Here is a 24,039-nt window from a genome sequence, read left to right as displayed (position 1 = left end):
TTCAGACAAGAAAAAGGCCGCTTTAGGCGGCCTGTCTCTTGGCTTACGTGGACGTTACTGGAACCCCACATAAGTACATTTGGTGCGGACGGAGAGACTCGAACTCTCACACCTTGCGGCGCTGGAACCTAAATCCAGTGTGTCTACCAATTCCACCACATCCGCGTCAAACTTTTAAAGCAAAGACGCCAGACGTTTAGATCTGGCGCCTTTTCTAATATGGGGTGGACGAAGGGGATCGAACCCTCGACAACGGGAGTCACAATCCCGTGCTCTACCAACTGAGCTACGCCCACCATATAGCGTGACCGATACAACGCTTACTTGTGCCAAAGTTGCCTGAATGGCGCACCCGGCAGGACTCGAACCTGCGACCATCCGCTTAGAAGGCGGATGCTCTATCCAACTGAGCTACGGGCACTTATTTAATCTGTATTTATTACCGACTACAAATTAAGGGTTTTCAGTCACGCTGAGCGAACCAAACACTCTGCCTGACTTTCTTAACCAGTGCTAGGCTCTGCCCGACAAGTGCGACGAATCTTATAGACGGCCCCGAAGGTCGTCAACTCTTTTTCGAAAAAAATTCAGCTAGATAAAGGGCTTAGGGGAATCTGCCTACCAAGCGCCTTTGCCCTTGAGCGATGTCATGCGAGAATGGGCGCTCTTTTTCAATCCCTTTCGATGGTTAATCACGCGTAATGACTGCAAAACTAATAGACGGCAAAGCGATCGCGGCCAATCTGCGCCAGCAGATCGCCAAACGTGTCGACGAGCGTCATCAGCAGGGCCTGCGTACGCCGGGCCTGGCGGTGATTCTGGTAGGCAGCGACCCCGCCTCTCAGGTTTATGTCTCACACAAGCGCAAAGATTGCGAAGAGGTCGGCTTTCTTTCGCAAGCCTATGACCTGCCGGCCTATACCACTCAGGAAGAGCTCACCGCTCTGATCGATCGGCTCAACGGTGATGACAGCATCGACGGCGTGCTGTTGCAGTTACCACTGCCAGCGCACCTCGATGCCTCCAGGCTGCTGGAGCGTATTCGCCCGGACAAAGACGTCGATGGTTTCCATCCCTATAACGTGGGGCGCCTGGCCCAGCGTATTCCGCTGCTGCGTCCTTGTACGCCCAAAGGCATCATTATCCTGCTGGAAAGCACCGGGGTAGATCTGTACGGGCTGGACGCCGTGGTCGTGGGCGCGTCGAACATCGTCGGTCGCCCCATGGCGATGGAATTGTTGCTGGCCGGTTGCACCGTCACCGTCACCCACCGCTTCACCCGGGATCTGGCGGGCCATGTGGGTCGCGCCGATCTGGTGGTGGTTGCGGCCGGCAAACCAGGCCTGGTCAAGGGCGAATGGATCAAGGAAGGCGCAATCGTGATCGACGTCGGCATCAACCGCCAGGAAGACGGCAAGCTGGTGGGCGACGTGGTGTACGAAACCGCCCTGCCCCGCGCTGGCTGGATTACTCCGGTTCCCGGCGGCGTCGGTCCGATGACCCGGGCGTGTTTGCTGGAAAACACGTTGTATGCGGCGGAGACTTTACACGTCTGAATCGCAATTCCCCGTGGGAGCCAATGTGTTTGGCCGCTTCGCCAACAAGTTGGCTTCTACAGATGATCTGCATAGTGCGCGAATGAAAAACGGCACCTCCGGGGTGCCGTTTTTGTTTTCAGCGCCGCTTACTTAGCCGCAGCCTTCAAAGTACTGGCGTCCTTCCAGGATTTCAGCAACTCGTTGTAGCCAATCGTTTCGCCTTTCGGTTTCTCGTTGGCCAGCTTGCGTTGTGGAGCAGTGCCGCCTGCGGCTTCGCCTTTTTTGTACCACTCTTCCGCCGTGGTAATCGGGTTCATTTTCGGCCCGCAACCACTGGCGTCCTGCACTTTGGAACGCTCGATGCGAGTCATCAGGTCATCCTGATCCTTGGCCAGGCCATCCAGTGCCTGCTGCGCGGTTTTCTCACCGGTCACCGCTTCAGCCACATGTGGCCACCAGAGTTGAGCCAGCTTCGGATAGTCCGGCACGTTGGTGCCGGTGGGCGTCCATTGCACACGGGCCGGGCTGCGGTAGAACTCCACCAGGCCACCGAGCTTCGGCGCCAGGTCGGTCATGGCCTGAGAGTTGATGTCCGACTCACGAATGGGCGTCAGGCCGACGATAGTCTTCTTCAGGGACACGGTTTTCGAGGTCACGAACTGCGCGTACAACCAAGCCGCGAGTTTTTGTTTCTCGGGCGTGGATTTCAGGAAAGTCCATGAACCCACATCCTGATAACCCAGTTTCATGCCTTCTTTCCAATACGGACCTTTAGGCGAAGGCGCCATCCGCCATTTTGGCGTGCCATCGGCGTTCACAACAGGCCCTGGCTTGGTCATGTCGGCGGTAAAGGCTGTGTACCAAAAGATCTGCTGCGCAACGTTGCCTTGCGCCGGAACCGGACCGGCTTCAGAGAAGGTCATGCCGGCCGCTGCGGGCGGTGCATAAGCCTTGAGCCAGTCGATATATTTCTGCGTGGCATACACCGCCGCCGGGCCGTTGGTATCGCCGCCGCGGGTAATGCTCGAACCGGCCGGGTGACAACCCTCTACCCGAATCCCCCACTCATCCACCGGCTTGCCGTTAGGTAGACCTTTGTCGCCACTGCCCGCCATTGAGAACCAGGCATCGGTGAAGCGCCAGCCCAGGGATGGGTCTTTTTTGCCGTAGTCCATGTGGCCGTAGACCTTCTTGCCGTCGATTTCCTTGACGTCGTTGCTGAAGAATTCAGCAATATCTTCATAGGCCGACCAGTTCACCGGCACGCCCAGCTCATAGCCGTATTTGTCCTTGAACCTTTTCTTCAGGTCCGGGCGCTCGAACCAGTCGGCCCGAAACCAGTACAGGTTGGCAAATTGTTGATCAGGCAACTGATACAGCTTGCCATCCGGTGCCGTGGTGAACGAAGTGCCGATGAAGTCTTTGACGTCCAGGGTCGGCGAAGTATAGGCCTTGCCCTCGTTGGCCATCAGGTCGGTCAAGGCTTCTGTTTTGCTGTAACGAAAGTGCGTACCGATCAAATCGGAGTCGTTGACCCAACCGTCGTAGATGCTGGGCTCGTTGGACTGCAGCGAGGTTTGCAACTTTTCGATGACATCCCCCTCTTGCATCACATCATGGGTGATCTTGATTCCCGTGATCTCAGTGAACGCCTTGGCCAGCACCTCCGACTCATATTTATGAGTCGTCAACGATTCCGACACCACCTTGATGTTCATGCCACGAAACGGTTCGGCCGTCTTGATGAACCATTTCAACTCGGCGAGCTGTTGCTCGGGGGTCAGGGTCGACGGCTTGAACTCATCGCCGATCCATTTCTTGGCGGCATCTTCATAAGCATCCGCCCAGGCCGACATACTCAAGCCGCTAAGCGCCAGCAACGAAGCCAGCGTCACGCTATGTCGCAGTTTGTTGTTTTTGTTGAACATAGACACCTCCAAATTTTGATTCCAACGTCGCCAGATTCTTACGGGACCTACCGATCAAGTCGCCTGCACTGCCCGCGAACATCCATCCGTCAACCCCAACGCATCAACAGCAACAGCCACACCAGGGACAGAAGCGAAGCGACCCAGATGCTCCAGTCAGTCGCGCCGATGACCAATAAATGCAGAAAGGCGCTTCCGAGAAGACCGATAAACAAACGATCGCCACGGCTGGTGGCAATCGGCAAAAACCCACGGCGCGCGATACTCGGCGAGCGCAATTCCCACACCGTCATGCAAGCCAGCAGCACACCGATGCAAACGAAAAACGTAGCGGTCAGGGAAGTCCAGGCCATCCATTCCATGTCTTAGCTCCTCAAACCCGGCCCAAGGCAAAGCCCTTGGCCACATGATTACGAACGAACCAGATCACCAGCATGCCGGGCAGAATGGTTAACACCCCCGCCGCTGCCAGTACCCCCCAATCGATCCCCGACGCTGACACGGTTCGCGTCATTACCGCCGCAATGGGCTTGGCGTTCACCGAGGTCAGTGTTCGTGCCAACAACAACTCGACCCACGAAAACATAAAACAGAAGAACGCCGTCACGCCGATCCCGGAGCCAATCAAAGGAATGAAGATCTTTATGAAGAATTTGGGGAAGTTATAGCCGTCGATGTACGCCGTTTCGTCAATTTCCTTGGGCACGCCGGACATAAAGCCTTCCAGAATCCAGACCGCCAACGGTACGTTGAACAGACAGTGGGCCAAGGCGACCGCCAGGGTTGTGTCAAACAGACCGATCGATGAATACAACTGGAAGAACGGCAGCAGAAACACTGCCGGAGGGGCCATGCGGTTGGTCAATAGCCAGAAGAACAGGTGCTTGTCACCGAGGAAGCGATAGCGGGAAAAGGCATAGGCTGCCGGCAACGCCACACTCAGGGAAATCACGGTGTTGAGGCACACGTAATACAACGAGTTGAGATAGCCGTTATACCAACTGGGATCGGTGAAGATCATATGGTAGTTGGCCACCGTGAAGTCCTGGGGCCACAAGGTCAAACCACCGAGAATCTCGGTATTGGTCTTGAACGACATATTTATCAGCCAGTAAATCGGCACTAGCAGGAACAAAATATAGATCCATAACGGCACGACTTTGCGCAGTTTCATCGCCGCTCCTCAGTTCTTTTCGCCGTGAGTCATGGCGGTATAAAACAGCCACGACACCAACAAAATGATCAGGAAATACACCAGCGAGAACGCCGCCGCCGGGCCCAGATCGAATTGACCCAGGGCCATGGTGGTCAAGGTCTGGCTGAGGAAAGTAGTGGAGTTGCCCGGACCGCCGCCGGTGAGCACGAACGGCTCGGTGTAGATCATGAAACTGTCCATGAAGCGCAGCATCACGGCGATCAGCAGGACACTCTTCATCTTCGGCAACTGTATATGTCGGAACACCGCCCAGCCTGACGCCCGATCAATACGCGCGGCTTGGTAGTACACGTCCGGGATGGCGCGCAAACCGGAGTAGCACAACAGCGCCACCAGCGAAGTCCAGTGCCAGACATCAATGATCAGCACGGTCGCCCAAGCGTCCGATGCGTTGGCCGCATAGTTGTAATTCATGCCGATCTTGTTCAGGGTCCAGCCCATCAGCCCGATATCACCGCGACCAAAAATCTGCCAGATAGTCCCCACCACATTCCACGGAATCAGCAACGGAATGGTCATCACAATCAGGCACAACGATGACCAGCGACCTTTGGTCGGCATGGTCAGGGCAATGCCGATGCCCAACGGGATTTCAATCAGCAGCACGCAGAACGAATAAATGAACTGTCGCAGCAGCGAGTCATGCAGCCGTGGGTCTTGCAGCACTTGCCTGAACCAGTCGGCCCCGACGAAATAACGACTCGACAGGTCGAAAATGTCCTGCACCGAGTAGTTGACCACGGTCATCATCGGAATAATCGCGCTGAACGCCACCAGCAGAAACACCGGAAGTACCAGCCACCAGGCCTTGTTGTTCTGGACCTTGTTCATGGAGTGACCTCCAGCAAGTAGTCGTCGGCATAGACCATCAGCCATTGGCTGGGGAAACTGATCCAGGCCTGATTCTCCGGTACCGGCTTATCTTCCTGGATGCGAACTTTGAGCATCTGTCCTGCCAGGCTCAAGGTCAGGATCTTGTAGGTTCCAAGGTCTTCAACGTGGGAAACGTCGGCGCACAGCGCGTCATCGAAAGGGCCCTCCCAGACGTGCACGAACTCCGGGCGAATACCGATTTTCAGGCTTGTCCATTTTGCCTCGGCGATCTGCTGTTGCAGCGCTTCAGATAGCGGCAAATGAACATCACCGAAGCCCACGCCTCCAGCCTGAGGCTGAACGCTGATCAGGTTCATACCGGGACTGCCTATGAAATAACCGACGAACGTGTGGCGCGGTCGTTCGAACAATTCCCGAGGCGTGCCGAACTGCACAATTTGCCCGCCGTACATCACCGCGATCTTGTCAGCGAAGGTCGACGCCTCCAGTTGGTCGTGGGTGACGTAGACCATGGTGATATTGAATTGCTCATGGATCTGCTTAAGCTTGCGTCGCAGCTTCCATTTCAAATGCGGGTCGATTACGGTCAGCGGCTCGTCGAACAGAATCGCCGAGACATCGTCCCGCACCAGCCCGCGGCCCATGGAGACTTTTTGCTTTTCGTCGGCAGTCAGGTTGCGGGCTTTCTTGCTCAATAGCGCTTGCAGGTCCAGGACTTCGGCAATCTCCTGCACCTTGAGACGAATTTTCGCCTCGGCCATGCCTTGGTTACGCAGAGGGAAAGCCAGGTTGTCGTACACCGTCATGGTGTCGTAGACCACCGGAAACTGGAAAACCTGAGCGATGTTGCGCTTCTCGGGGGTCAGGTCATTGACGACCTTGGAGTCGAACAATACCTGCCCTTCCGACGGGCTCAGCAGCCCGGAAATGATATTGAGCAAGGTCGATTTTCCGCAGCCCGAAGGCCCGAGCAAGGCGTAAGCACCGCCCTGCTCCCAAATGTGGTTCAACTCACGAATCGCGTAGTCGTCAGGACTGCTGGGCTGGCTGCTGTAGCTATGAGCCAATTTCTGCAAGCGAATTTCGGCCATCAGGCAACCCTCGCGATTCTGCGGCTGGGCGCCTGGATCAGCTGACCTTGCTGATCGAAGACGAACAATTTATGCGTCGGGATGTAAATACGGATCGGTGCATCGACGTCGTATTCATGCACCCCCGGTAAATGCAGGACCAGTAGAAAATGCTCGTTTCGCACGTGCAAGAAGGTTTCGGAACCGCTGATCTCGGCCACTTCCACCGTCACTGCCAGTTCCAGATCGTCGTCGTTGGACGGCACCAGGCAGATGTGGCTGGGACGAACACCGAAACGGTATTCACCGTCGCCGATTGCACGCAAATCGACGTTGAGCGGAAAGTGCACGAAGTTGGCAAAACTTACTTCGTTGCCGTCGATACGGCCCGGCATCAGATTAATCGGTGGTTCGGAAAACAGCTCGGCGGCGAGCACGGTTTTCGGCTGGTGATAGACCTCGGGCGTCCTACCGCTTTGAATTACCCGCCCTTCGTGAAGCACCGTGGTGGTCCCACCCAAGGCCAGCGCTTCGTTGGGTTCAGTGGTGGCATAGATGGCGATGGTATGGCGCGCTTCGAATAACTCGCGCATTTCCTGACGCAGTTCTTCACGCAACTTGTAGTCGAGGTTGACCAAGGGTTCATCAAACAGAATCAGTTCGGCATCCTTGACCAGCGCCCGCGCCATGGCTGTTCGCTGCTGTTGCCCACCCGACAGTTCAAGGGGATAGCGCGACAGGAACTTTTCGATGCGCAACATCCGCGCGGTCTCCTGCACTTTGCTCTGGATCAGCTCTTTAGAGACGCCGGCCTGGCGCAAAGGCGAGGCAATGTTGTCGAAGACGCTCATGGTCGGATAATTGATGAATTGCTGATAAACCATTGACACGTTGCGCTTGCGCACAGAGGTCTGCGTGACGTCGACTCCGTTCATCAGGATCCGGCCGCTATCAGGTTTATCCAGACCGGCCATCAAGCGCATCAAACTGGTTTTGCCCGAGAGCGTGCGACCCAGCAACACGTTGAATGACCCGGCTTCGAAGCTCAGGCTTGCGTCGTCGATCCAGATTTGGCCTTCGACCGAGCGACTAACGCGCTCTAGCGTTAACGACATGGGGTGTGCCCTATTTTTATAGGTAAAGAGTTATTACATGGTGCACCGCCTTGGGATAGCGACATTCGTGCCAATCAGACCGAGGCATGGGAGGTTTTTTCTAACCGATTGAAAATCATACCGTTACTTAAAAATCGCAATGTTGTGACATTCACAACCGAACTTAAGTGACCACCTAACAATGAACAATTGAACATTTTTCGGTTTGACTTTGAACAATTTTGAACAACACTAGTTGAACGCTTAGAGCAGAAAATGCCCAATGCGCGCTGGCAAAACAACAATAATAATGTCGACCCAGAGACCCTTACATGGCCACCTACAGCAGATCCCTTGCCCATGACACCATCATCAAAGAGTCCTGGACTCGCTGCCGCGCATTCGGGCTCGATCATCATTCCAGGCCCTCGTTCGGCCAATTGCCCAACACCGAGATCTCTCAGCTGGTTGAGCGACACCACACGCTGGTGCAAACCACTCATCAAGAGGTCTTGCCGTACTACGAAAATATCCTGAGCAACTCAAATTGCCTGATCATGCTCGCCGACAATCGCGGGCTGTTGCTCAAGTCCTGGGGAAAGCAGCGTTTTGCCGAATCGCCGCAAACCGAAGGCTTTATGGCCGGCGCCAGCTGGGTTGAAAGCGCAACGGGCACCAACGCCATTGGCACCGCGCTGGCGTGCGAGCAGGCGGTGCACATTGAACACGATGAACACTTTCTGAAGGCCAACCGCTTCATGACCGGCTCGGCCGCACCGATCTTCGATGCATCGCGGCGGGTAATCGCGGTTCTCGACGTGTCCAGCGACAGCTTTTTGCCGCCCTCCCATACCCTGGGAATGGTGAAAATGATGAGCCAGACCGTGGAAAACCGACTGATCCTCAATCAGTTTCAAGAGACGCACTTTCAACTGACTTTTAACACCGGCGCTAACAACCTCGACAGCCAATGGGCCGGTTTGTTAATCGTCGACGAAAGCGGGCAGATCGTGTGCACCAACCGCCGCGCCGAAAACTTGCTGAGCATCAACCCATCACACATGGTGTTCGAACGGCTGTTCAAAACCTCACTACGACAGTTACTTGAACAAAAAGAAGGTCACTCGTTTTCTTTGCTGGATGCTCGAAACAACCGATTCCATTGCCTGTTGCGTAGACCGAGACGCGCACCCGTCTCACCAGGCATGACGCAGGTGCAAAAAAGCCGGGGGGCCGATGAGACGTTGACCCTGTCTGCCATCGCTTTGGGTGATCCCCAAGTGGAAAAGGCTGTGCATCAGGCTGAACGTTTGCTGGAGAAGAATATTCCGCTGCTAATCCACGGCGAAACCGGGGTTGGCAAAGAAGTGTTTGTTAAGGCATTGCATCACGCCAGTTCCAGAGCCCATCAGCCGCTGATCGCAATTAATTGCGCAGCGATACCGTCAGAGTTGGTGGAGGCGGAACTGTTCGGTTACGAAAAAGGAGCGTTTACCGGCGCTCATCCGCGAGGCAGCATGGGCCTGATTCGTAAAGCGGACAAAGGCACGCTGTTTCTTGATGAGATTGGCGACATGCCGCTGGCCGTACAGGCGCGGTTATTAAGGGTGCTGCAGGAACGGGTGGTTCAGCCGCTGGGCAGTAGTGAGCTGTATCCGGTGGATATCCGCCTCATATCTGCCACCCATTCGCCTCTGCGCGAGCGGGTCTTGTCCGGTCATTTTCGTCAGGATTTGTTCTACCGCATCAACGGCCTGACCCTTGAACTGCCTCCGCTGCGCCACCGCACCGACAAAGGCGCACTGTTTCAGCAATTGTGGGAGCAGCACCGCGAGGCGCATCAACAGGCCGGTTTTGCCGCCGAGGTACAGCGCTTGTTCCACCGACACCCATGGCCGGGTAATTTGCGTCAGCTCAGTAGCGTAATTCAGGTGGCGTTGGCATTAGCCGACCAACAGCAGATTACCGCCGAGCATCTGCCGGATGATTTTTTTGCAGATCTGGAAGATGACGATATTCGAACGGAACAGGCAGCGTCAGACGACTTGCAACAACTACTGCGCGCCGCTGGGGGCAATATTTCACAACTGGCCAAACAGCTGGGGGTAAGCCGCAATACGCTTTATAAGCGGCTGCGAGAACAGCGGATGGCGTAATACGTGGATGTCCACACATTCGGTAGGAGCCAACTTGTTGGCGAGGCGGCCTCAACGATCCGCCCGAAAAATCGCCTCGCCAACACGTTGGCTCCTACGAACAATGCATCAGTCAGCCAAACGCCAGGTCGTTGCGCCCTTGCCGTCTTCCAGCACCACACCCATGGCGGTGAGTTGGTCGCGGATGCGGTCGGAGGCGGCCCAGTCTTTGTCGGCACGCGCTGTCAATCGAGCCTCTATCAGCGCTTCGACTTCTGCCGCATCAACCCGGCTTTCGGCACCCGCACGCAAGAAATCGTCGGCTTCGAGTTGCAAGACACCCAGCACGCTGGCCAACTGTTTCAAACGCGCAGCCAAACCAGCGGCAGCTTGCAGATCAGTGTCACGCAGACGGTTGATCTCGCGCACCATCTCGAACAACACCGCACAGGCTTCCGGCGTACCAAAGTCGTCGTTCATCGCCGCGGAAAACCGCTCAACGAACCCTTCGCCACCGGTGGGAGCAACGGCTGGAAGGCCCTTCAGTGCGTGATAAAAACGCTCAAGCGCACCCTTGGACTCTTTCAGACTGTCTTCGGAATAGTTGATCGAACTGCGGTAATGGCTGGACACCAACAGGTAGCGCACCACTTCCGGCTGATACTTCTCCAGCACGTCGCGAATAGTGAAGAAGTTGTTCAACGACTTGGACATCTTCTCGCCATTGATGCGAATCATGCCGCAATGCACCCAAGTATTGGCATACGGCTTTCCGGTAGCGGCCTCGCTCTGGGCGATTTCGTTTTCATGGTGCGGAAACTCAAGATCGTTACCGCCGCCATGAATATCGAACGTTTCACCCAGGCAACAGGTGGACATCACCGAGCATTCGATATGCCAGCCCGGACGGCCCGCGCCCCACGGCGATTCCCAACTGGGCTCGCCCGGCTTAACGCCCTTCCATAGCACGAAATCCAGCGGATCGTCTTTCGACTCGTCCACTTCGATGCGCGCACCGATGCGCAAATCTTCGATTTTCTTGCGTGACAGCTTGCCGTAACCGAGGAATTTGCCGACGCGGTAGTACACGTCTCCATTACCCGGCGCGTAGGCGTAACCCTTGTCGATCAGGGTCTGAATCATGGCGTGCATGCCAGCGATATGATCGGTGGCACGCGGTTCCAGATCGGGCGGCAAGATATTCAGGCGCGCTTCATCCTCGTGCATTGCATCGATCATGCGCGCGGTCAGGGCTTCGAACGATTCGCCATTATCACGGGCACGGTTGATGATCTTGTCGTCGATGTCGGTAATGTTGCGCACATAGGTCAGGTCATAGCCGCTAAAACGCAGCCACCGAGTGATCAGATCGAAGGCAACCATGCTCCGACCATGACCGATGTGGCAGAAGTCGTACACGGTCATGCCGCACACGTACATCCGCACCTTATTGCCGTCCAGCGGCGTAAACACTTCTTTGCTCTTGCTGAGCGTGTTGTAGATAGAAAGCACGTTGAATCCCTTGGGTGTGGCTTAACTCCACGAATCTCGCAGAGTTACCGTTCGGTTGAATACTGGATGACCAGGCTTCGAGTCCTTGATGTCGGCGCAGAAATAACCTTCGCGTTCGAACTGGAAACGGTCTTCCGGTTGCGCTTGAGCCAATGAAGGTTCAGCACGACAACCAGTCAGCACTTGCAGGGAGTCGGGGTTGATATTGTCCAGGAAGCTGGCGCCGTCTTCGGCTTTCTCAGGGTTTGCCGAGCGGAACAGCCGGTCGTATAAACGCACTTCGCACTCGACGCTGGCGTCTGCCGGCACCCAGTGCACCACGCCTTTGACCTTGCGGCCCTCGGGGTTTTTGCCCAGGGTTTCCGGGTCATACGAGCAACGCAGTTCAATGATGTTGCCATCAGCGTCTTTGATGGCTTCGTCGGCACGAATCACGTAGCTGCCGCGCAGGCGTACTTCGCCGTTGGGTTCCAGGCGCTTGTAGCCTTTTGGCGGCTCTTCCATGAAATCATCGCGGTCGATGTAGATCTCACGGGCGAACGGCAATTCACGCACACCCATGTCTTCTTTCGGGTGACGCGCCAATTGCAGATTTTCCACCTGCCCTTCCGGGTAATTGGTAATCACGACTTTCAGCGGACGCAGCACGCACATGGCACGCGGCGCGCTGTGATCGAGGTCATCACGAATGCTGAATTCAAGCATGCCGAAATCAACCACGCCGTCGGACCGGTTGGTGCCGATCATTTCGCAGAAGTTACGAATCGAGGCCGGGGTGTAACCGCGACGACGGAAGCCCGACAACGTCGACATCCGGGGGTCGTCCCAACCGAATACGTGCTTCTCGTCGACCAATTGCTTGAGCTTGCGCTTGCTGGTGACGGTATAGCTCAGGTTCAGGCGCGAAAACTCGTACTGACGCGGCTTGCTGGGTACCGGCAGATTGTCCAGGAACCAGTCATACAGCGGGCGATGGCTTTCGAATTCCAGGGTGCAAATCGAGTGGGTGATGCCTTCGATGGCGTCCGACTGACCGTGGGTAAAGTCGTAGATTGGGTAAATGCACCACGTGTCGCCGGTCTGGTGGTGATGGGCGTGACGAATGCGATACAGGATAGGGTCGCGCAGGTTCATGTTCGGCGACGCCATGTCGATCTTCGCGCGCAACACGCGAGCGCCGTCTTCGAACTCACCCGCCTTCATGCGGGCGAACAGGTCCAGGCTATCCTCGACACTGCGCTCACGGAACGGGCTGTTTTTTCCCGGCTCGGTCAAGGTGCCGCGGTATTCCCGGGCCTGCTCAGGGGTCAGGTCGTCGACATAGGCCTTGCCGGATTTGATCAGCTCCACAGCCCATTCGTGCAGTTGATCGAAATACTGTGAGGCATAGCGCACTTCACCGGACCATTGAAAACCCAGCCACTTGACGTCGCTTTCGATGGCGTCGATGTATTCCTGATCTTCCTTGGCCGGGTTGGTATCGTCAAAACGCAGGTGCGTTTCACCACCGAACTCCTGTGCCAGACCGAAGTTCACACAGATCGACTTGGCGTGACCAATGTGCAAGTAACCGTTAGGCTCTGGCGGAAAGCGGGTCACGATCTTGGTGTGCTTGCCCGAATCCAGGTCCGCCTGCACGATTTGGCGCAGGAAATTGGTCGGGACGGCAGGTCCTGCCTTGGAATTCGCAGCGGAGTCAGTGGGCTTGCTCATAGGATCCTTGGGCATACAAGTGCGCGGCCTGGGTAGGCCGACTAAATCAAAGCGCTTATCATAGCCGAAGCTGTCAAGGTGTTGCGACCAGCGCGGCGCTTCCAAAAATCAAAACGAGCGATTTTTCAATGTCCAAAGTCAAATTGAGCACCAACCATGGCGATATCGTCCTGGAACTGAACGCCGAGAAGGCGTCAGAAACTGTTGCTAACTTTGTGCAGTACGTTAAGGAAGGCCATTACAACAACACCGTTTTCCACCGGGTCATCAGCAATTTCATGATCCAGGGCGGTGGTTTTGAGCCGGGCATGGCGCAAAAGAAAACCCGCGCAACGATCAAGAACGAAGCCACCAACGGTCTTTCCAACGACAAATACACGGTGGCCATGGCCCGTACCATGGAGCCGCACTCAGCCTCATCGCAGTTTTTCATCAACGTAGCTGACAACGAATTTCTTAACCACACCGCACCCACCACTCAAGGCTGGGGTTACACCGTGTTCGGTGAAGTAGTCGAAGGCAAGGACGTGGTCGACAAGATCAAGGGCGTCGCCACCACCATGAAAGCCGGCCACCAGGACGTACCGGCCGATGACGTGATCATCCTGAACGCTGAGATTGTTGGGTGATTTTACTGATTTCGGATTTGCACCTGGAAGAGCAGCGCCCGGACATTACTCGGGCCTTTATCGAGCTGCTCGAAGGCCGCGCCCGGGACGCCGAGACGCTGTACATCCTCGGGGATTTTTTCGAAGCCTGGATTGGCGATGATGCCATGTCGCCTTTCCAGCGCTCAATCTGCCAGGCCCTGCGCGCATTGAGTGACAGCGGCACTACCATTTTCCTGATGCACGGCAACCGCGACTTCATGCTGGGCCGGGCCTTTTGCAAAGCGGCGGGCTGCACGTTATTGGCTGACCCTAGCGTGGTGCAATTTAACGGCGAACCGGTGTTGCTGATGCACGGTGACAGCTTGTGTACCAAAGACGAAGCCTACATGCGCATGCGCCGTTACCTGCGTAACCCGCTAACCTTATTTGTGCTGCGCCATTTGCCGCTGAGTACCCGACACACACTGGCGCGCAAGCTGCGCAGTGAAAGCCGTGCGCAAACCCGGATGAAAGCCAACGACATCGTTGACGTCACGCCGGAAGAAGTGCCACGGATCATGGCGCAATACGGCGTACACACGCTGATTCACGGCCATACCCACCGCCCTGCCATTCACAAACTGCAAGTCAACGACCAACCGGCCAAGCGCATCGTGCTGGGGGATTGGGATCGCCAAGGCTGGGCATTACAGGTCGATGAACAGGGATTTCAACTGGCGGCGTTTGAATTTGTGCCCGGTCATACGGTACCTGGCCCGATGGCGGTGTAATTCGTAAATCGTCTTCCTGTAGAGCCAACGTGTTGGCGAGACTGCCCTAATCGCCTCGCCAACACGTTGGCTCCTATAGAGTGCGGCCCATCAATGCCCCGCCGGAGGCCCTGCCTTTGCGGTGAATGGCGGTTTGGCCAACCACACCAGCACGATCAACGCAAAGAAACACCAGCCCAGCATGTAGAAGAAGTCCACGGTCGACATCATGTAGGCCTGGGCATTGACCACCGATTCCAGCTGCGCATAGGCCTTGCTGCCTTCTCCGCCCAGCGTGGTAATTGCATCGCGGGTTGCCGGCTCATAGGTGCTGACACTTTCGCTCAGGTACGCATGGTGCTGGTTAGCCCGGCGAATCCAGATCCACGTCGTCAGCGATGCTGCAAAACTACCGCCGAGGTTACGCAGGAATGTCGCCAACCCAGAGCCGTCGGCAATCTGGCTGGGCGGCAGATCAGACAGCAGAATGGTCAGGGTCGGCATGAAGAACAACGCAATGCCTGCGCCCATGAACAACTGCACCATGGCGATGTGATAGAAATCCACCTCACTGGTAAAGTCGGCCCGCATGAAGCAACTGAGTCCAATCGCGAAAAAGGCTATCCCGGCCAACAGCCGCATGTCGAAGTTGTGCGCGTATTTGCCGACGAAGGGCGACATCAATACCGGCAGAACCCCCAGCGGCGCCACGGCCAACCCGGAGTAGGTGGCGGTGTAGCCCATCTGTGTCTGCAACCACTGTGGCAACAACAGGTTAATGCCGAAGAAGCCGGCGTATCCCCCCACCAGGGTAATGGTGCCAATGCGGAAGTTGCGGTAGGCGAACAGCCGCAAATTGACGATGGGGTGTTTGTCGGTCAATTCCCAAATAATGAAAATCGCCAGGCTAATGGCTGAAATGACCGCACCGATAACGATGAAGTGCGACTCGAACCAGTCCAGGTCGTTGCCTTTGTCGAGCACAATCTGCAGCGCACCGACCCCGATAATCAGGGTTATCAAACCGACGTAATCCATCGGCTGACGACTGGTGACCACTGGCCTGGCCCGCATCTGCGAGCGAACAACCAAGGCCGCGAAAATACCAATCGGAACGTTGATGAAAAAGATCCAGGGCCAACTGTAACTGTCAGTAATCCAGCCGCCCAAAATCGGACCGGCAATCGGCGCCACCACCGTGACCATCGCCAGCAATGCCAGTGCCATCCCCCTTTTCGCCGGGGGATAAACCGCGATCAGCAGCGTTTGTGTCATCGGGTACAACGGCCCGGCGACCACGCCTTGCAACACCCGAAAACCCACCAACTCAGGCATCGACGTGGAAATACCACACAAGAACGAGGCCATTACGAACAGGATCGTGGCCCAGATAAACAGCTTCACTTCGCCTACCCGACGGCTCAGCCAGCCGGTCAAGGGCAACGCAATAGCGTTACTCACCGCAAACGAGGTGATAACCCACGTGCCTTGCTCCGAACTCACGCCCAGATTACCGGCGATGGTCGGCAACGCGACGTTGGCAATGGTGGTGTCGAGCACCTGCATAAAGGTCGCCAACGACAGGCCGATGGTGCACATCAACAAACTGGGCGGCGTAAAAGAGGCCGGGGCGTTCGAGCTCATCGCGAATCCTTTAAGTCTTCAACGACGCTCCGGCACAGGCGCCGGAGCTGACGGATTGGCGAATCAGCGCTGCGCGGTTTTGCTATTGGTGGCTGCACTGTTGTCATGAATCAGCTGCGTAATCAGCGCATCGGCGTCGGCCAACTGCTTGTTGTAGATGGTGGTGCTGAACAACGGCTTCTGTGGCGGCTGCTGGGCCAGCACCGGGCCGCTCTGGTCATGCAGGTTGACATCGACCACCGTGGACAAACCGATGCGCAATGGATGATCGGTCAGTTGATCCGGATTGACGTGGATTCGCACCGGAATCCGCTGCACGATCTTGATCCAGTTACCCGTGGCGTTCTGCGCCGGAAGCAGGGCGAACGCACTGCCCGTACCGGCGCCAACGCTATCAACCGTGCCGGTGTACTTCACATCGCTGCCATACAGATCGGCTTCAATGTCGACCTGCTGACCGATGCGCATCATGCCCAGTTGGGTTTCCTTGAAGTTGGCGTCAATCCACACTTCATTGAGCGGAATCACTGCCATCAACGCGGTGCCCGGCTGTACCCGCTGCCCCAGCTGTACGGTGCGTTTGGCCACGTACCCGGTGACCGGCGCAACCAAGGTGCTGCGAGCGTTAGCCAGATACGCTTGACGCAACTGCGCGGCAGCGGCTTTGACGTCCGGGTGCGACGACACAACGGTCTCATCTACCAGGGCGGAGCTGGTTGCCAACTGCTGCTGAACATTGTTCAAACTGTTTTGCGCGGTGGTTAAATCGTCGCGAGCATGGGACAGCTCTTCTTGAGAAATTGCTCCGCCTGCTGCCAGGTTCTTCCGACGGTTGTAGTTATCCTGGGCTTTCTTCACTTCAGCACGTTGTGCGGCCAACTGCGCTTTCATGCCGTCGACATTGCTGTACAAGCCACGCACCTGACGCACAGTCTTGCCCAGATTCGCCTCAGCACTTTGCAAGCCGACTTCGGCATCGCTTGGGTCGAACTGAATCAGCACTTGACCCTCACGGACCAAATCGCCGTCATCGGCACCAATGCTGACCACCGTTCCGGTCACCAGCGGCGTGATCGCTACCACGTTGCCATTCACGTAAGCGTCGTCGGTGCTTTCGTTCCAGCGCCCGTACTTTTCATACCAGAACCACAGACCCAACGCGGCCACAATGACCACCACCAGTACCAGCAGCAGCCAGAACTTGCGTCTGCCTGGATTGTTATCCTTGGGTGGCGCCTGATCTTTTTGCTGGGCCTGATCGTTGTTGTCCTTCTGATCGTTTTGATCTTTCTGGTCGTTTGTCGAAGCAGTTTCGGTAGCGGCAGTAGCCATGACGATTACCTTGAGTTATTCAGTCTGCGAAGCGGTTGAAGGGGTACCCGGGCCGGCGTTCTGGTCAGCAGAGCTGCTTTGAAAGCCGCCGCCCAAGGCCTGCATCAACTGAATTGAGAGGTCGATCCGTTCGGCGGTGAGGTCGGCCAATTGGCGTTGGGACTGAAGCAATTGTTGCTCGATGGTCAACACATCGACATAGTTACCGATGCCGGAGCCGTAACGTTGCGACCCCGTGTCATAAGAGGCTTGAGCAATGTCAGTGGCGCGCTGCTGGGCATCGATCTGACGACTGATGGAGCGCAGTTGAGACAAGGTGTCGCTGACGTCGCCCAATGCTTGAATCAGGCTTTTGTTGTACTGCCCCACTGCCAGGTCGTAATCGGCATCGCGCGCATCAAGATCAGCACGCAGCCGGCCACCGTCGAAGATCGGCAGCGATATAGCCGGCGCTATATTAAAGAAGCGGCTGGCCGAGCCGAACATGGCATCGCCCAACAACGACTCGGTGCCCACTGCAGCACTCAGGTTCAGGTTGGGATAGAAATTGGTCTTGCCGGCGACAATATTTTTGCTCGCCGCTTCAACGCGCCAGCGTGCCGCTACCAGGTCAGGACGACGGCCCAACAATTCCGCCGGCAACGACGACGGCAGTGCCACCGCTCCCGGTGTTAGCACCTTTGGACGGGTGATTTCATCGCCACGGTCCGGGCCTTTGCCCAACAACACCGCCAAGCTGATTTTCGCGCTGCGCAGGCGTTTTTCGGCGTCGATCAATTGCGCTTCGGAGGCGGCTTCCAAACTCTGGGTTTGCTGGAACTGAAAGCGGCTGTCGATGCCCGAGGCCAAACGGCGATTGCCCAAATCAAGCATTTGCCGCGTACGTTTAAGGTCATCAGTGGCCAGATCGTATACGACGTGGGCCTGACCGAGGTCGCTGTAAGCCCGCGCCACATCGGCGGCGAGTGTCAGACGCGCCGATTGCTGGTCGATTTCAGCAGCACGGGCCTGACCCAACGCAGCTTCCCAGGTGGCGCGTTGGCCGCCCCACAAATCGAAGTTGTAACTAAAATTCAAACCGACGTTACGCACCGTGTCATAAAGGCCGCCCTCACCCGTCGGGCTCTGATCCGCAGCCAAACGGGAACGCGTGATACCAGCCTGGGCATCCACAGTCGGCGTGCGTTGCGCGTTGGCGGCATACGCCGCGGCACTGGCCTGATGCGCACGAGCACTGGCGATCTGCATATCGGGGCTGTCGCGCAAGGCCTCGGTGATCAAACCGTCGAGTTGCGGATCGCCAAGGCTTTTCCACCAATCACTTTTTGGCCAGGCCGCTGGCGAGAGTTTGACGTCCTTGAAGCTTTGCGCAGTTTTCAGGTTTTGCGCATCCACACGCACGCCCTTTGCGTCCAGACCGCTGTAGCTGGCACAACCGGCCAAGCCCATGGCGATACCGACCAGAACAAATGCTGGCCTCAATGAGCTTCGCAACGTCGAGCTATTCATTTCGCACCCACTTGGTTAAAGCCCAGGCGCGCGATGGTGATTTGATCGTCAGCGGCCACTAGCATCTTTGTCAGAATCTGCTCCAGATTTTTCACTTCCACGGTGTCGAGCGAGCTGAACAAATCGTTCATCGCGTCGGAGCCAATCATTGGCAGCAAGCCCGCAAGTTTCTGGCCCTCTTCGGTCAGCGCTAGCTTGACCTGACGGCGGTCAGTTTCCGAGCGGATGCGCACCAGCAACTCTTTTTGCTCGAGACGGTCGATCATCCGCGTCATCGACCCACTGTCGAGCGACAGATGCCGACATAGTTCAACCGGTGTGTCGGAGCCAAACTGGCCGACGATGATCAGCACTTTGAATTGAGAGGACGTCACGCCGTACGGCACCAGATGGGTGTCGAGGATGCGGTTTTTCAGGCTATCAACCCGTCCGATCAACAGGCCCATGAGGCCCGCATGGAAATTCTCGGGAGTGAAGTGTTTCATCGAATCACCAAAAGGCTGCCTAGGCAGTAAAGATGACAGAATGTTACTGCTTAGGCAGCAAATGGCCAAGCATTAAATAGGAAGCTTTGTTTTAAGGCGACGAATGAGGGAGTGCATGCCTCTGTAGGAGATGCCGAAGGCTGCGATCGACCGATCGCAGCCTTCGGCATCTCCTACATATCAGGGGCACTTATGATCAGGCGGAAGGAACACCACTATGAAACCGGAATTCGGTGTCAGGGCTGTCGATCAAGCCGGCCTCTAGCACCCGAACCTTGTCGATGGTTTGCGCCACGTCGGCAGCATCGCCATATTGATAAGCCAATTTCAGGTAACCCTGAAAATGCCGCGCTTCGCTTTTCAACAAGCCGTGATAGAAGCGTCCCAATTCTTCGTCCAGATGAGGGACCAGGGCTTCAAAGCGCTCGCAACTGCGCGCTTCGATAAACGCGCCGACCACCAACGTATCGCTCAGCTTAACCGGTTCATGACTGCGTACCGCAGACCGCAGGCCTGACGCGTAACGGCTGGCCGACAGCGAGCGCCATTCGACTTTGCGCTTCTTCATCAAGCGCACCACTTGCTCGTGGTGCACCAATTCTTCCCGGGCCAGCCGCGACATCATCAGCACCAGATCCGAGTAGGAGCCGTATTTGGCGATCATGCTCATCGCGGTGCTGGCCGCCTTGAATTCACAATTTTTGTGATCAAGCAGCAGTGTTTCCTGATCGGCCAGCGCGGCCTCAACCCAGGCGTCGGGTGTGCGGCAGCCTAGGAACTCGTGGATTTCCGGCAGCACAGGGACTCGAGAAACCTTGGCGGCTGGCGGTATGGAGTCGATAACGGGGGTAAGTTGCATAGGCTCACAGTCGGCCGGGTGGGCAAAGCGCAGCATTATACGAGCGCCACGGGATTGAACCAGCGCCAGGTAGCGGATTTATCCTGATATGAATCAACTACCGAGTGCGCTGACTGCATCTATAGTTGTGTCTATCGCCACCGGCCGAGGTTCTGCCCATGCACGCCGTTCGCAGCATCCTAGTGATCATCGAGCCTCACGACGCCGAAAGCCTGGCGCTTACCCGTGCCAAGCTGATTGCCTGTGTGACGCAAGCGCACCTGCACTTGCTGATCTGCGATAAAAAACACGATCACTCGTTGCTATTAGAGGAACTGACCGAGGATTTGCTCAAAGCCGACTTCAACGCCACCGCTCAGCAAGCGTGGAACGACAGTCCCCACCAAACGATCATTGACGTACAACAGGCGGAAAATTGCGGTTTAGTGATCAAGCAGCACTTTCCCGATAACCCGCTTAAAAAGGCGCTGCTGACACCGGATGACTGGAAACTGCTACGGTTGTGCCCCAGCGCGGTGTTAATGGTCAAGACCGCAACGTCATGGAACGGCGGGGTAATTTTAGCGGCAGTGGACGTAGGCAGTTCCGATGGAGAACACCGGGCGTTGCATTACAGCATCATCGATCATGGCTTCGAAATCGCTGCATTGACCAAAGGCCAGCTGCACGTGATCGCCGCCCACCCCTTGCCCATGCTCACCGCCGCCGACCCCGCCAGCCACATCGAAGCCCGTTACCGCGAGCAGTGCCTGGCGTTCCAGAGCGAATTCGACGTCGACGACAGTCACCTCCACGTCGCCGAAGGGCCGGCAGACGTACTGATTCCGCACACCGCGCACATTCTCAAAGCAGCCGTCACGATCATCGGCACCGTTGGGCGTACCGGCCTATCGGGCGCGTTGATCGGAAATACGGCGGAAGTGATATTGGATTCAGTGGAGAGCGATGTGTTGGTGTTGAAGACTGACGGAGTAATTGCGCATTTGGAGGCGTTGGCCTTAAAAAGCTGAAATCACAAACCTGAATGTATTGGCCCCGTTTCTGGTGTGTATATCCGGCCTCCAAAAGGCAGATCAAAACCTCTGCAGCCAACGTGTTGGCGAAGCGCCTAACCAGATATACCCAGCAAATTGTCTCGCCAACACGTTGGCTACAGAATTTTTGCGGGACAACCCTCACCCGCCAAACGCATCCCTCAAAAACCCCGGCGCGATATACCGCTCGTAATGGGCCTCAGACAGTAGAAAAAACTCACGATCAATAACATCACGCAGATCAGGTAAGCTCCAGCCGCGAAATTCCGGCATCAACACCACGCCATAGGCATCCAACTGGGTAATTACCCGCGCACCGCGAGCGATCAACTGGTATGCCCAGCAATAAACCGATTGATGAGGCACAAAACGGATTTTGCGTTGTTCCAACTGCTGCCGCAGCTTGCCCGCGTCAAAAACCTGAAGCTTGCCCGCCATCACTTGCACCAACAATTGCTCCAGACGCAGCCACACCGCACGTTTTTCCTCCTCGTTGTAACCATTCCAATTGATCACTTCATGGTGAAAACGCTTACAGCCACGGCACACCAGATCCCCGTAAACAGTAGAGCAGAGGCCAACGCATGGGGTTTTGATGGTTTGATTTGACATAGGAAATACGACGGCGACAGGCGAAACAGATGCGCATGTTATCCCTTTGTCTAACGAGGGTCACCCTTCGACGTGGTGGGCTTACCTTACCTTAAACCGATTTTTGCCGTAGAATCAGCGAGCCTTTTAAGGCGCCAATGTCCGTTAGAAGCTGTTTTCAAAGCGTCACGAGCACAGTTAAGTAACCCCGCAGTCCGGTGTCGACCCAGGAATTCCTCGTGAAATCCCCCTGAGTCGACACTCATCAGCCGTCCTGCAGGCGTCAAACTTTGAAAACAGCTTCTGTAGGGAATAACCGTTTCTCTGACCAAGGGGCTCAAAAGCCTCATCGTGCAGCGTGCGAGTTATTTCGGGATGAGCGTCCCGGACACCCATTTGGGACCACTGATGAGGGTAATAACTGTGCTTGAAGCCTACCGTAAACACATCGAAGAGCGTGCCGTCCAGGGTATCGTGCCCCAGCCGCTTAACGCCGAACAAACCGCAGGCTTGATCGAGCTGCTGAAGACCCCCCCGGCTGGCGAAGAAGCATTCCTTCTTGACCTGATTACCAACCGCGTTCCACCAGGCGTTGATGAAGCCGCTTACGTTAAGGCTGGCTTTCTGTCCGCTGTGGCGAAAGGCGAAGTCACCTCCCCGCTGATCGACAAAAAACACGCCGTCAAACTGTTGGGCACCATGCAAGGTGGCTACAACATCGTCACGCTGGTCGACCTGCTGGACGACGCCGTGTTGGCTCCAGAGTCCGCCAAGGCACTCAAGCACACACTGTTGATGTTCGACGCGTTCCACGACGTGGCCGAGAAAGCCAAGAACGGCAACATTCACGCCAAAGAAGTCCTGCAATCGTGGGCGGACGGTGAATGGTTCCAGAACCGCCCTACCCTGGCCGACAAAATCAGCCTGCGCGTGTTCAAAGTCACCGGCGAAACCAATACCGATGACCTGTCCCCAGCGCCTGATGCCTGGTCGCGCCCGGATATCCCGCTGCACGCACTCGCCATGCTGAAAATGGCCCGTGATGGCATCGAACCGGATCAACAAGGCGCCATCGGCCCGATGAAGCAAATCGAGCGCATGCGCGGCGAAGGCTTCCCTATTGCCTACGTTGGCGATGTGGTCGGTACCGGTTCGTCGCGTAAATCCGCCACTAACTCAGTGTTGTGGTTCTTCGGCGACGACGTCCCTAACGTGCCGAACAAGCGCGCTGGCGGTTTCTGCTTCGGTAACAAAATCGCTCCAATCTTCTACAACACCATGGAAGACGCCGGCGCACTGCCGATCGAATTCGATGTGACCAACATGAACATGGGCGACGTGATCGACGTATACCCATACGCCGGTAAAGTCACCAAACACGACAGCGAAGAAGTCCTGGCCACCTTCGAAATGAAGACCCCAGTGCTCTTGGACGAAGTCCGCGCGGGTGGCCGTATCCCGTTGATCATCGGCCGTGGCCTGACCGAAAAAGCCCGTACCGAACTGGGTCTGCCACCTTCGACCCTGTTCAAGCTGCCTGAGCCACCGGTTGCCAGCGACAAGGGTTTCACCCTGGCGCAGAAAATGGTCGGCAAGGCATGCGGCGTTGCGGGCGTTCGTCCAGGCACGTACTGCGAGCCGAAGATGACCACCGTCGGCTCCCAGGACACCACTGGCCCGATGACCCGCGACGAGCTGAAAGACTTGGCTTGCCTGGGTTTCTCCACCGATCTGGTCATGCAGTCTTTCTGCCACACCGCTGCTTATCCAAAGCCGATCGACGTGCAGACTCACCACACGCTGCCTGATTTCATCATGACCCGCGGCGGCGTTTCCCTGCGTCCGGGCGACGGCATCATCCACAGCTGGCTGAACCGTATGCTGCTGCCGGATACAGTCGGTACTGGCGGTGACTCTCACACCCGTTTCCCAATGGGCATTTCGTTCCCTGCAGGTTCGGGTCTGGTTGCCTTTGCTGCGGCCACTGGCGTTATGCCGCTGGACATGCCGGAATCGATCCTGGTGCGCTTCAAAGGCAAAATGCAACCGGGCGTCACCCTGCGCGACTTGGTTCACGCCATTCCTTACTACGCGATCCAGGCTGGCCTGTTGACCGTAGAGAAGAAAGGCAAGAAGAACGCCTTCTCCGGCCGCATCCTGGAAATCGAAGGCCTGGACAACCTGA

General features: G+C 56.4%; 20 protein-coding genes and 3 tRNA genes. 6 read left to right on the top strand and 17 right to left on the bottom strand.

Annotated elements, in window-relative coordinates; all coding sequences use genetic code 11:
* Positions 1-80 precede the first annotated feature (80 nt).
* From JWR17_RS08110 to JWR17_RS08100, 3 genes are all read right to left on the bottom strand, one after another.
* Positions 81-165, bottom strand: a tRNA-Leu gene (locus JWR17_RS08110).
* Between the two features lie 55 nt (positions 166-220).
* Positions 221-296, bottom strand: a tRNA-His gene (locus JWR17_RS08105).
* A 48-nt stretch (positions 297-344) separates the two neighbouring features.
* A tRNA-Arg gene (locus tag JWR17_RS08100) sits at positions 345-421 on the bottom strand.
* A gap of 280 nt (positions 422-701) precedes the next feature.
* Between JWR17_RS08100 and folD the strand changes: the two genes are divergently transcribed.
* Positions 702-1,556, top strand: coding sequence for a bifunctional methylenetetrahydrofolate dehydrogenase/methenyltetrahydrofolate cyclohydrolase FolD (gene folD / locus JWR17_RS08095; RefSeq protein WP_299830080.1), 855 nt, complete (start codon positions 702-704; stop codon positions 1,554-1,556).
* 128 nt (positions 1,557-1,684) lie between these two features.
* Here the strand turns inward: folD and JWR17_RS08090 are convergent, their stop codons facing one another.
* The 6 genes from JWR17_RS08090 to JWR17_RS08065 all read right to left on the bottom strand — a co-directional run bounded on the left by JWR17_RS08090 (position 1,685) and on the right by JWR17_RS08065 (position 7,701).
* Positions 1,685-3,466 carry an ABC transporter substrate-binding protein gene (locus JWR17_RS08090; RefSeq protein WP_299830079.1) on the bottom strand — a complete coding sequence of 594 codons (1,782 nt, stop codon included), beginning with the start codon at positions 3,464-3,466 and terminating at the stop codon, positions 1,685-1,687.
* Positions 3,467-3,555: 89 nt separating this feature from the next.
* Entirely contained in the window at positions 3,556-3,828 is a 273-nt protein-coding gene (locus JWR17_RS08085; protein WP_299830077.1) for a DUF2160 domain-containing protein, read from the bottom strand.
* Between the two features lie 11 nt (positions 3,829-3,839).
* A complete protein-coding gene (locus JWR17_RS08080; protein ID WP_299830075.1) occupies positions 3,840-4,640 on the bottom strand; it encodes a carbohydrate ABC transporter permease in 801 nt (266 codons plus the stop codon).
* Positions 4,641-4,649: 9 nt separating this feature from the next.
* Positions 4,650-5,513 carry a carbohydrate ABC transporter permease gene (locus tag JWR17_RS08075; protein ID WP_299830074.1) on the bottom strand — a complete coding sequence of 288 codons (864 nt, stop codon included), beginning with the start codon at positions 5,511-5,513 and terminating at the stop codon, positions 4,650-4,652.
* On the bottom strand, positions 5,510-6,607 hold the full coding sequence (locus JWR17_RS08070; protein ID WP_299830072.1) for an ABC transporter ATP-binding protein: 1,098 nt from the start codon (positions 6,605-6,607) through the stop codon (positions 5,510-5,512). Before JWR17_RS08070 ends, JWR17_RS08075 begins: the two co-directional genes overlap by 4 nt.
* On the bottom strand, positions 6,607-7,701 hold the full coding sequence (locus JWR17_RS08065; RefSeq protein WP_299830070.1) for an ABC transporter ATP-binding protein: 1,095 nt from the start codon (positions 7,699-7,701) through the stop codon (positions 6,607-6,609). The genes JWR17_RS08070 and JWR17_RS08065 overlap by 1 nt, the downstream gene beginning before the upstream one ends.
* A 311-nt stretch (positions 7,702-8,012) precedes the next feature.
* Here JWR17_RS08065 and JWR17_RS08060 point away from each other — a divergent pair, with 311 nt between their 5' ends.
* Positions 8,013-9,836 carry a sigma-54-dependent Fis family transcriptional regulator gene (locus JWR17_RS08060; protein WP_299830068.1) on the top strand — a complete coding sequence of 608 codons (1,824 nt, stop codon included), beginning with the start codon at positions 8,013-8,015 and terminating at the stop codon, positions 9,834-9,836.
* Between the two features lie 108 nt (positions 9,837-9,944).
* Here JWR17_RS08060 and cysS read toward each other — a convergent pair whose 3' ends face one another.
* Both cysS and JWR17_RS08050 read right to left on the bottom strand, forming a co-directional pair.
* Complete coding sequence (cysS, locus tag JWR17_RS08055; RefSeq protein WP_299830066.1) at positions 9,945-11,327, bottom strand: cysteine--tRNA ligase; 1,383 nt, start codon at positions 11,325-11,327, stop codon at positions 9,945-9,947.
* A gap of 21 nt (positions 11,328-11,348) precedes the next feature.
* Positions 11,349-13,040, bottom strand: a complete 1,692-nt coding sequence (locus JWR17_RS08050) for a glutamine--tRNA ligase/YqeY domain fusion protein (protein ID WP_299830065.1) — start codon at positions 13,038-13,040, stop codon at positions 11,349-11,351.
* Positions 13,041-13,168: 128 nt separating this feature from the next.
* Here JWR17_RS08050 and JWR17_RS08045 point away from each other — a divergent pair, with 128 nt between their 5' ends.
* Positions 13,169-13,669 carry a peptidylprolyl isomerase gene (locus JWR17_RS08045; protein WP_299830063.1) on the top strand — a complete coding sequence of 167 codons (501 nt, stop codon included), beginning with the start codon at positions 13,169-13,171 and terminating at the stop codon, positions 13,667-13,669.
* Positions 13,666-14,421 (top strand): UDP-2,3-diacylglucosamine diphosphatase, encoded by a 756-nt coding sequence (lpxH, locus tag JWR17_RS08040; RefSeq protein WP_299830061.1) that lies wholly within the window; start codon positions 13,666-13,668, stop codon positions 14,419-14,421. Before JWR17_RS08045 ends, lpxH begins: the two co-directional genes overlap by 4 nt.
* Before the next feature lie 90 nt (positions 14,422-14,511).
* Here the strand turns inward: lpxH and JWR17_RS08035 are convergent, their stop codons facing one another.
* The 5 genes from JWR17_RS08035 to miaE all read right to left on the bottom strand — a co-directional run bounded on the left by JWR17_RS08035 (position 14,512) and on the right by miaE (position 20,229).
* Positions 14,512-16,044 carry a DHA2 family efflux MFS transporter permease subunit gene (locus JWR17_RS08035; protein ID WP_299830059.1) on the bottom strand — a complete coding sequence of 511 codons (1,533 nt, stop codon included), beginning with the start codon at positions 16,042-16,044 and terminating at the stop codon, positions 14,512-14,514.
* Between the two features lie 63 nt (positions 16,045-16,107).
* The gene (locus tag JWR17_RS08030) at positions 16,108-17,376 is read right to left on the bottom strand and encodes an HlyD family efflux transporter periplasmic adaptor subunit (protein WP_299830057.1); all 1,269 of its coding nucleotides are present in this window, start codon (positions 17,374-17,376) and stop codon (positions 16,108-16,110) included.
* A gap of 15 nt (positions 17,377-17,391) precedes the next feature.
* Complete coding sequence (locus JWR17_RS08025) at positions 17,392-18,885, bottom strand: efflux transporter outer membrane subunit (protein ID WP_299830055.1); 1,494 nt, start codon at positions 18,883-18,885, stop codon at positions 17,392-17,394.
* A complete protein-coding gene (locus tag JWR17_RS08020) occupies positions 18,882-19,370 on the bottom strand; it encodes a MarR family transcriptional regulator (RefSeq protein ID WP_299830053.1) in 489 nt (162 codons plus the stop codon). Before JWR17_RS08020 ends, JWR17_RS08025 begins: the two co-directional genes overlap by 4 nt.
* Before the next feature lie 196 nt (positions 19,371-19,566).
* On the bottom strand, positions 19,567-20,229 hold the full coding sequence (gene miaE / locus JWR17_RS08015) for a tRNA isopentenyl-2-thiomethyl-A-37 hydroxylase MiaE (protein WP_299830093.1): 663 nt from the start codon (positions 20,227-20,229) through the stop codon (positions 19,567-19,569).
* Between the two features lie 158 nt (positions 20,230-20,387).
* On the opposite strand from miaE, the gene JWR17_RS08010 reads away from it, so the two are divergent.
* Positions 20,388-21,239, top strand: a complete 852-nt coding sequence (locus JWR17_RS08010) for a universal stress protein (protein WP_299830052.1) — start codon at positions 20,388-20,390, stop codon at positions 21,237-21,239.
* Between the two features lie 165 nt (positions 21,240-21,404).
* Here the strand turns inward: JWR17_RS08010 and JWR17_RS08005 are convergent, their stop codons facing one another.
* Positions 21,405-21,875, bottom strand: coding sequence for a DUF1289 domain-containing protein (locus JWR17_RS08005; protein WP_299830051.1), 471 nt, complete (start codon positions 21,873-21,875; stop codon positions 21,405-21,407).
* A 402-nt stretch (positions 21,876-22,277) separates the two neighbouring features.
* Here JWR17_RS08005 and JWR17_RS08000 point away from each other — a divergent pair.
* Positions 22,278-24,039, top strand: a 1,762-nt coding sequence (locus JWR17_RS08000) for a bifunctional aconitate hydratase 2/2-methylisocitrate dehydratase (RefSeq protein WP_299830091.1), incomplete at its 3' end; no start/stop codon positions are given.

The organism is Pseudomonas sp. (assembly GCF_028293835.1).
Classification (GTDB): domain Bacteria; phylum Pseudomonadota; class Gammaproteobacteria; order Pseudomonadales; family Pseudomonadaceae; genus Aquipseudomonas.
The sequence above is the reverse complement of the archived record's forward strand: the minus strand, read 5'-3'. Positions and strand labels throughout refer to the sequence as shown.

Coding starts and splice junctions, on each gene's coding strand:
- JWR17_RS08075 (WP_299830074.1), bottom strand. CDS start 5,513: ATGAACAAGGTCCAGAACAACAAGGCCTGGTGGCTGGTACTTCCGGTG.
- folD (WP_299830080.1), top strand. CDS start 702: ATGACTGCAAAACTAATAGACGGCAAAGCGATCGCGGCCAATCTGCGC.
- JWR17_RS08060 (WP_299830068.1), top strand. CDS start 8,013: ATGGCCACCTACAGCAGATCCCTTGCCCATGACACCATCATCAAAGAG.
- JWR17_RS08045 (WP_299830063.1), top strand. CDS start 13,169: ATGTCCAAAGTCAAATTGAGCACCAACCATGGCGATATCGTCCTGGAA.
- JWR17_RS08005 (WP_299830051.1), bottom strand. CDS start 21,875: ATGTCAAATCAAACCATCAAAACCCCATGCGTTGGCCTCTGCTCTACT.
- JWR17_RS08080 (WP_299830075.1), bottom strand. CDS start 4,640: ATGAAACTGCGCAAAGTCGTGCCGTTATGGATCTATATTTTGTTCCTG.
- miaE (WP_299830093.1), bottom strand. CDS start 20,229: ATGCAACTTACCCCCGTTATCGACTCCATACCGCCAGCCGCCAAGGTT.
- JWR17_RS08010 (WP_299830052.1), top strand. CDS start 20,388: ATGCACGCCGTTCGCAGCATCCTAGTGATCATCGAGCCTCACGACGCC.
- JWR17_RS08065 (WP_299830070.1), bottom strand. CDS start 7,701: ATGTCGTTAACGCTAGAGCGCGTTAGTCGCTCGGTCGAAGGCCAAATC.
- JWR17_RS08070 (WP_299830072.1), bottom strand. CDS start 6,607: ATGGCCGAAATTCGCTTGCAGAAATTGGCTCATAGCTACAGCAGCCAG.
- JWR17_RS08090 (WP_299830079.1), bottom strand. CDS start 3,466: ATGTTCAACAAAAACAACAAACTGCGACATAGCGTGACGCTGGCTTCG.
- JWR17_RS08020 (WP_299830053.1), bottom strand. CDS start 19,370: ATGAAACACTTCACTCCCGAGAATTTCCATGCGGGCCTCATGGGCCTG.
- JWR17_RS08085 (WP_299830077.1), bottom strand. CDS start 3,828: ATGGAATGGATGGCCTGGACTTCCCTGACCGCTACGTTTTTCGTTTGC.
- JWR17_RS08035 (WP_299830059.1), bottom strand. CDS start 16,044: ATGAGCTCGAACGCCCCGGCCTCTTTTACGCCGCCCAGTTTGTTGATG.
- JWR17_RS08050 (WP_299830065.1), bottom strand. CDS start 13,040: ATGAGCAAGCCCACTGACTCCGCTGCGAATTCCAAGGCAGGACCTGCC.
- JWR17_RS08030 (WP_299830057.1), bottom strand. CDS start 17,376: ATGGCTACTGCCGCTACCGAAACTGCTTCGACAAACGACCAGAAAGAT.
- JWR17_RS08025 (WP_299830055.1), bottom strand. CDS start 18,885: ATGAATAGCTCGACGTTGCGAAGCTCATTGAGGCCAGCATTTGTTCTG.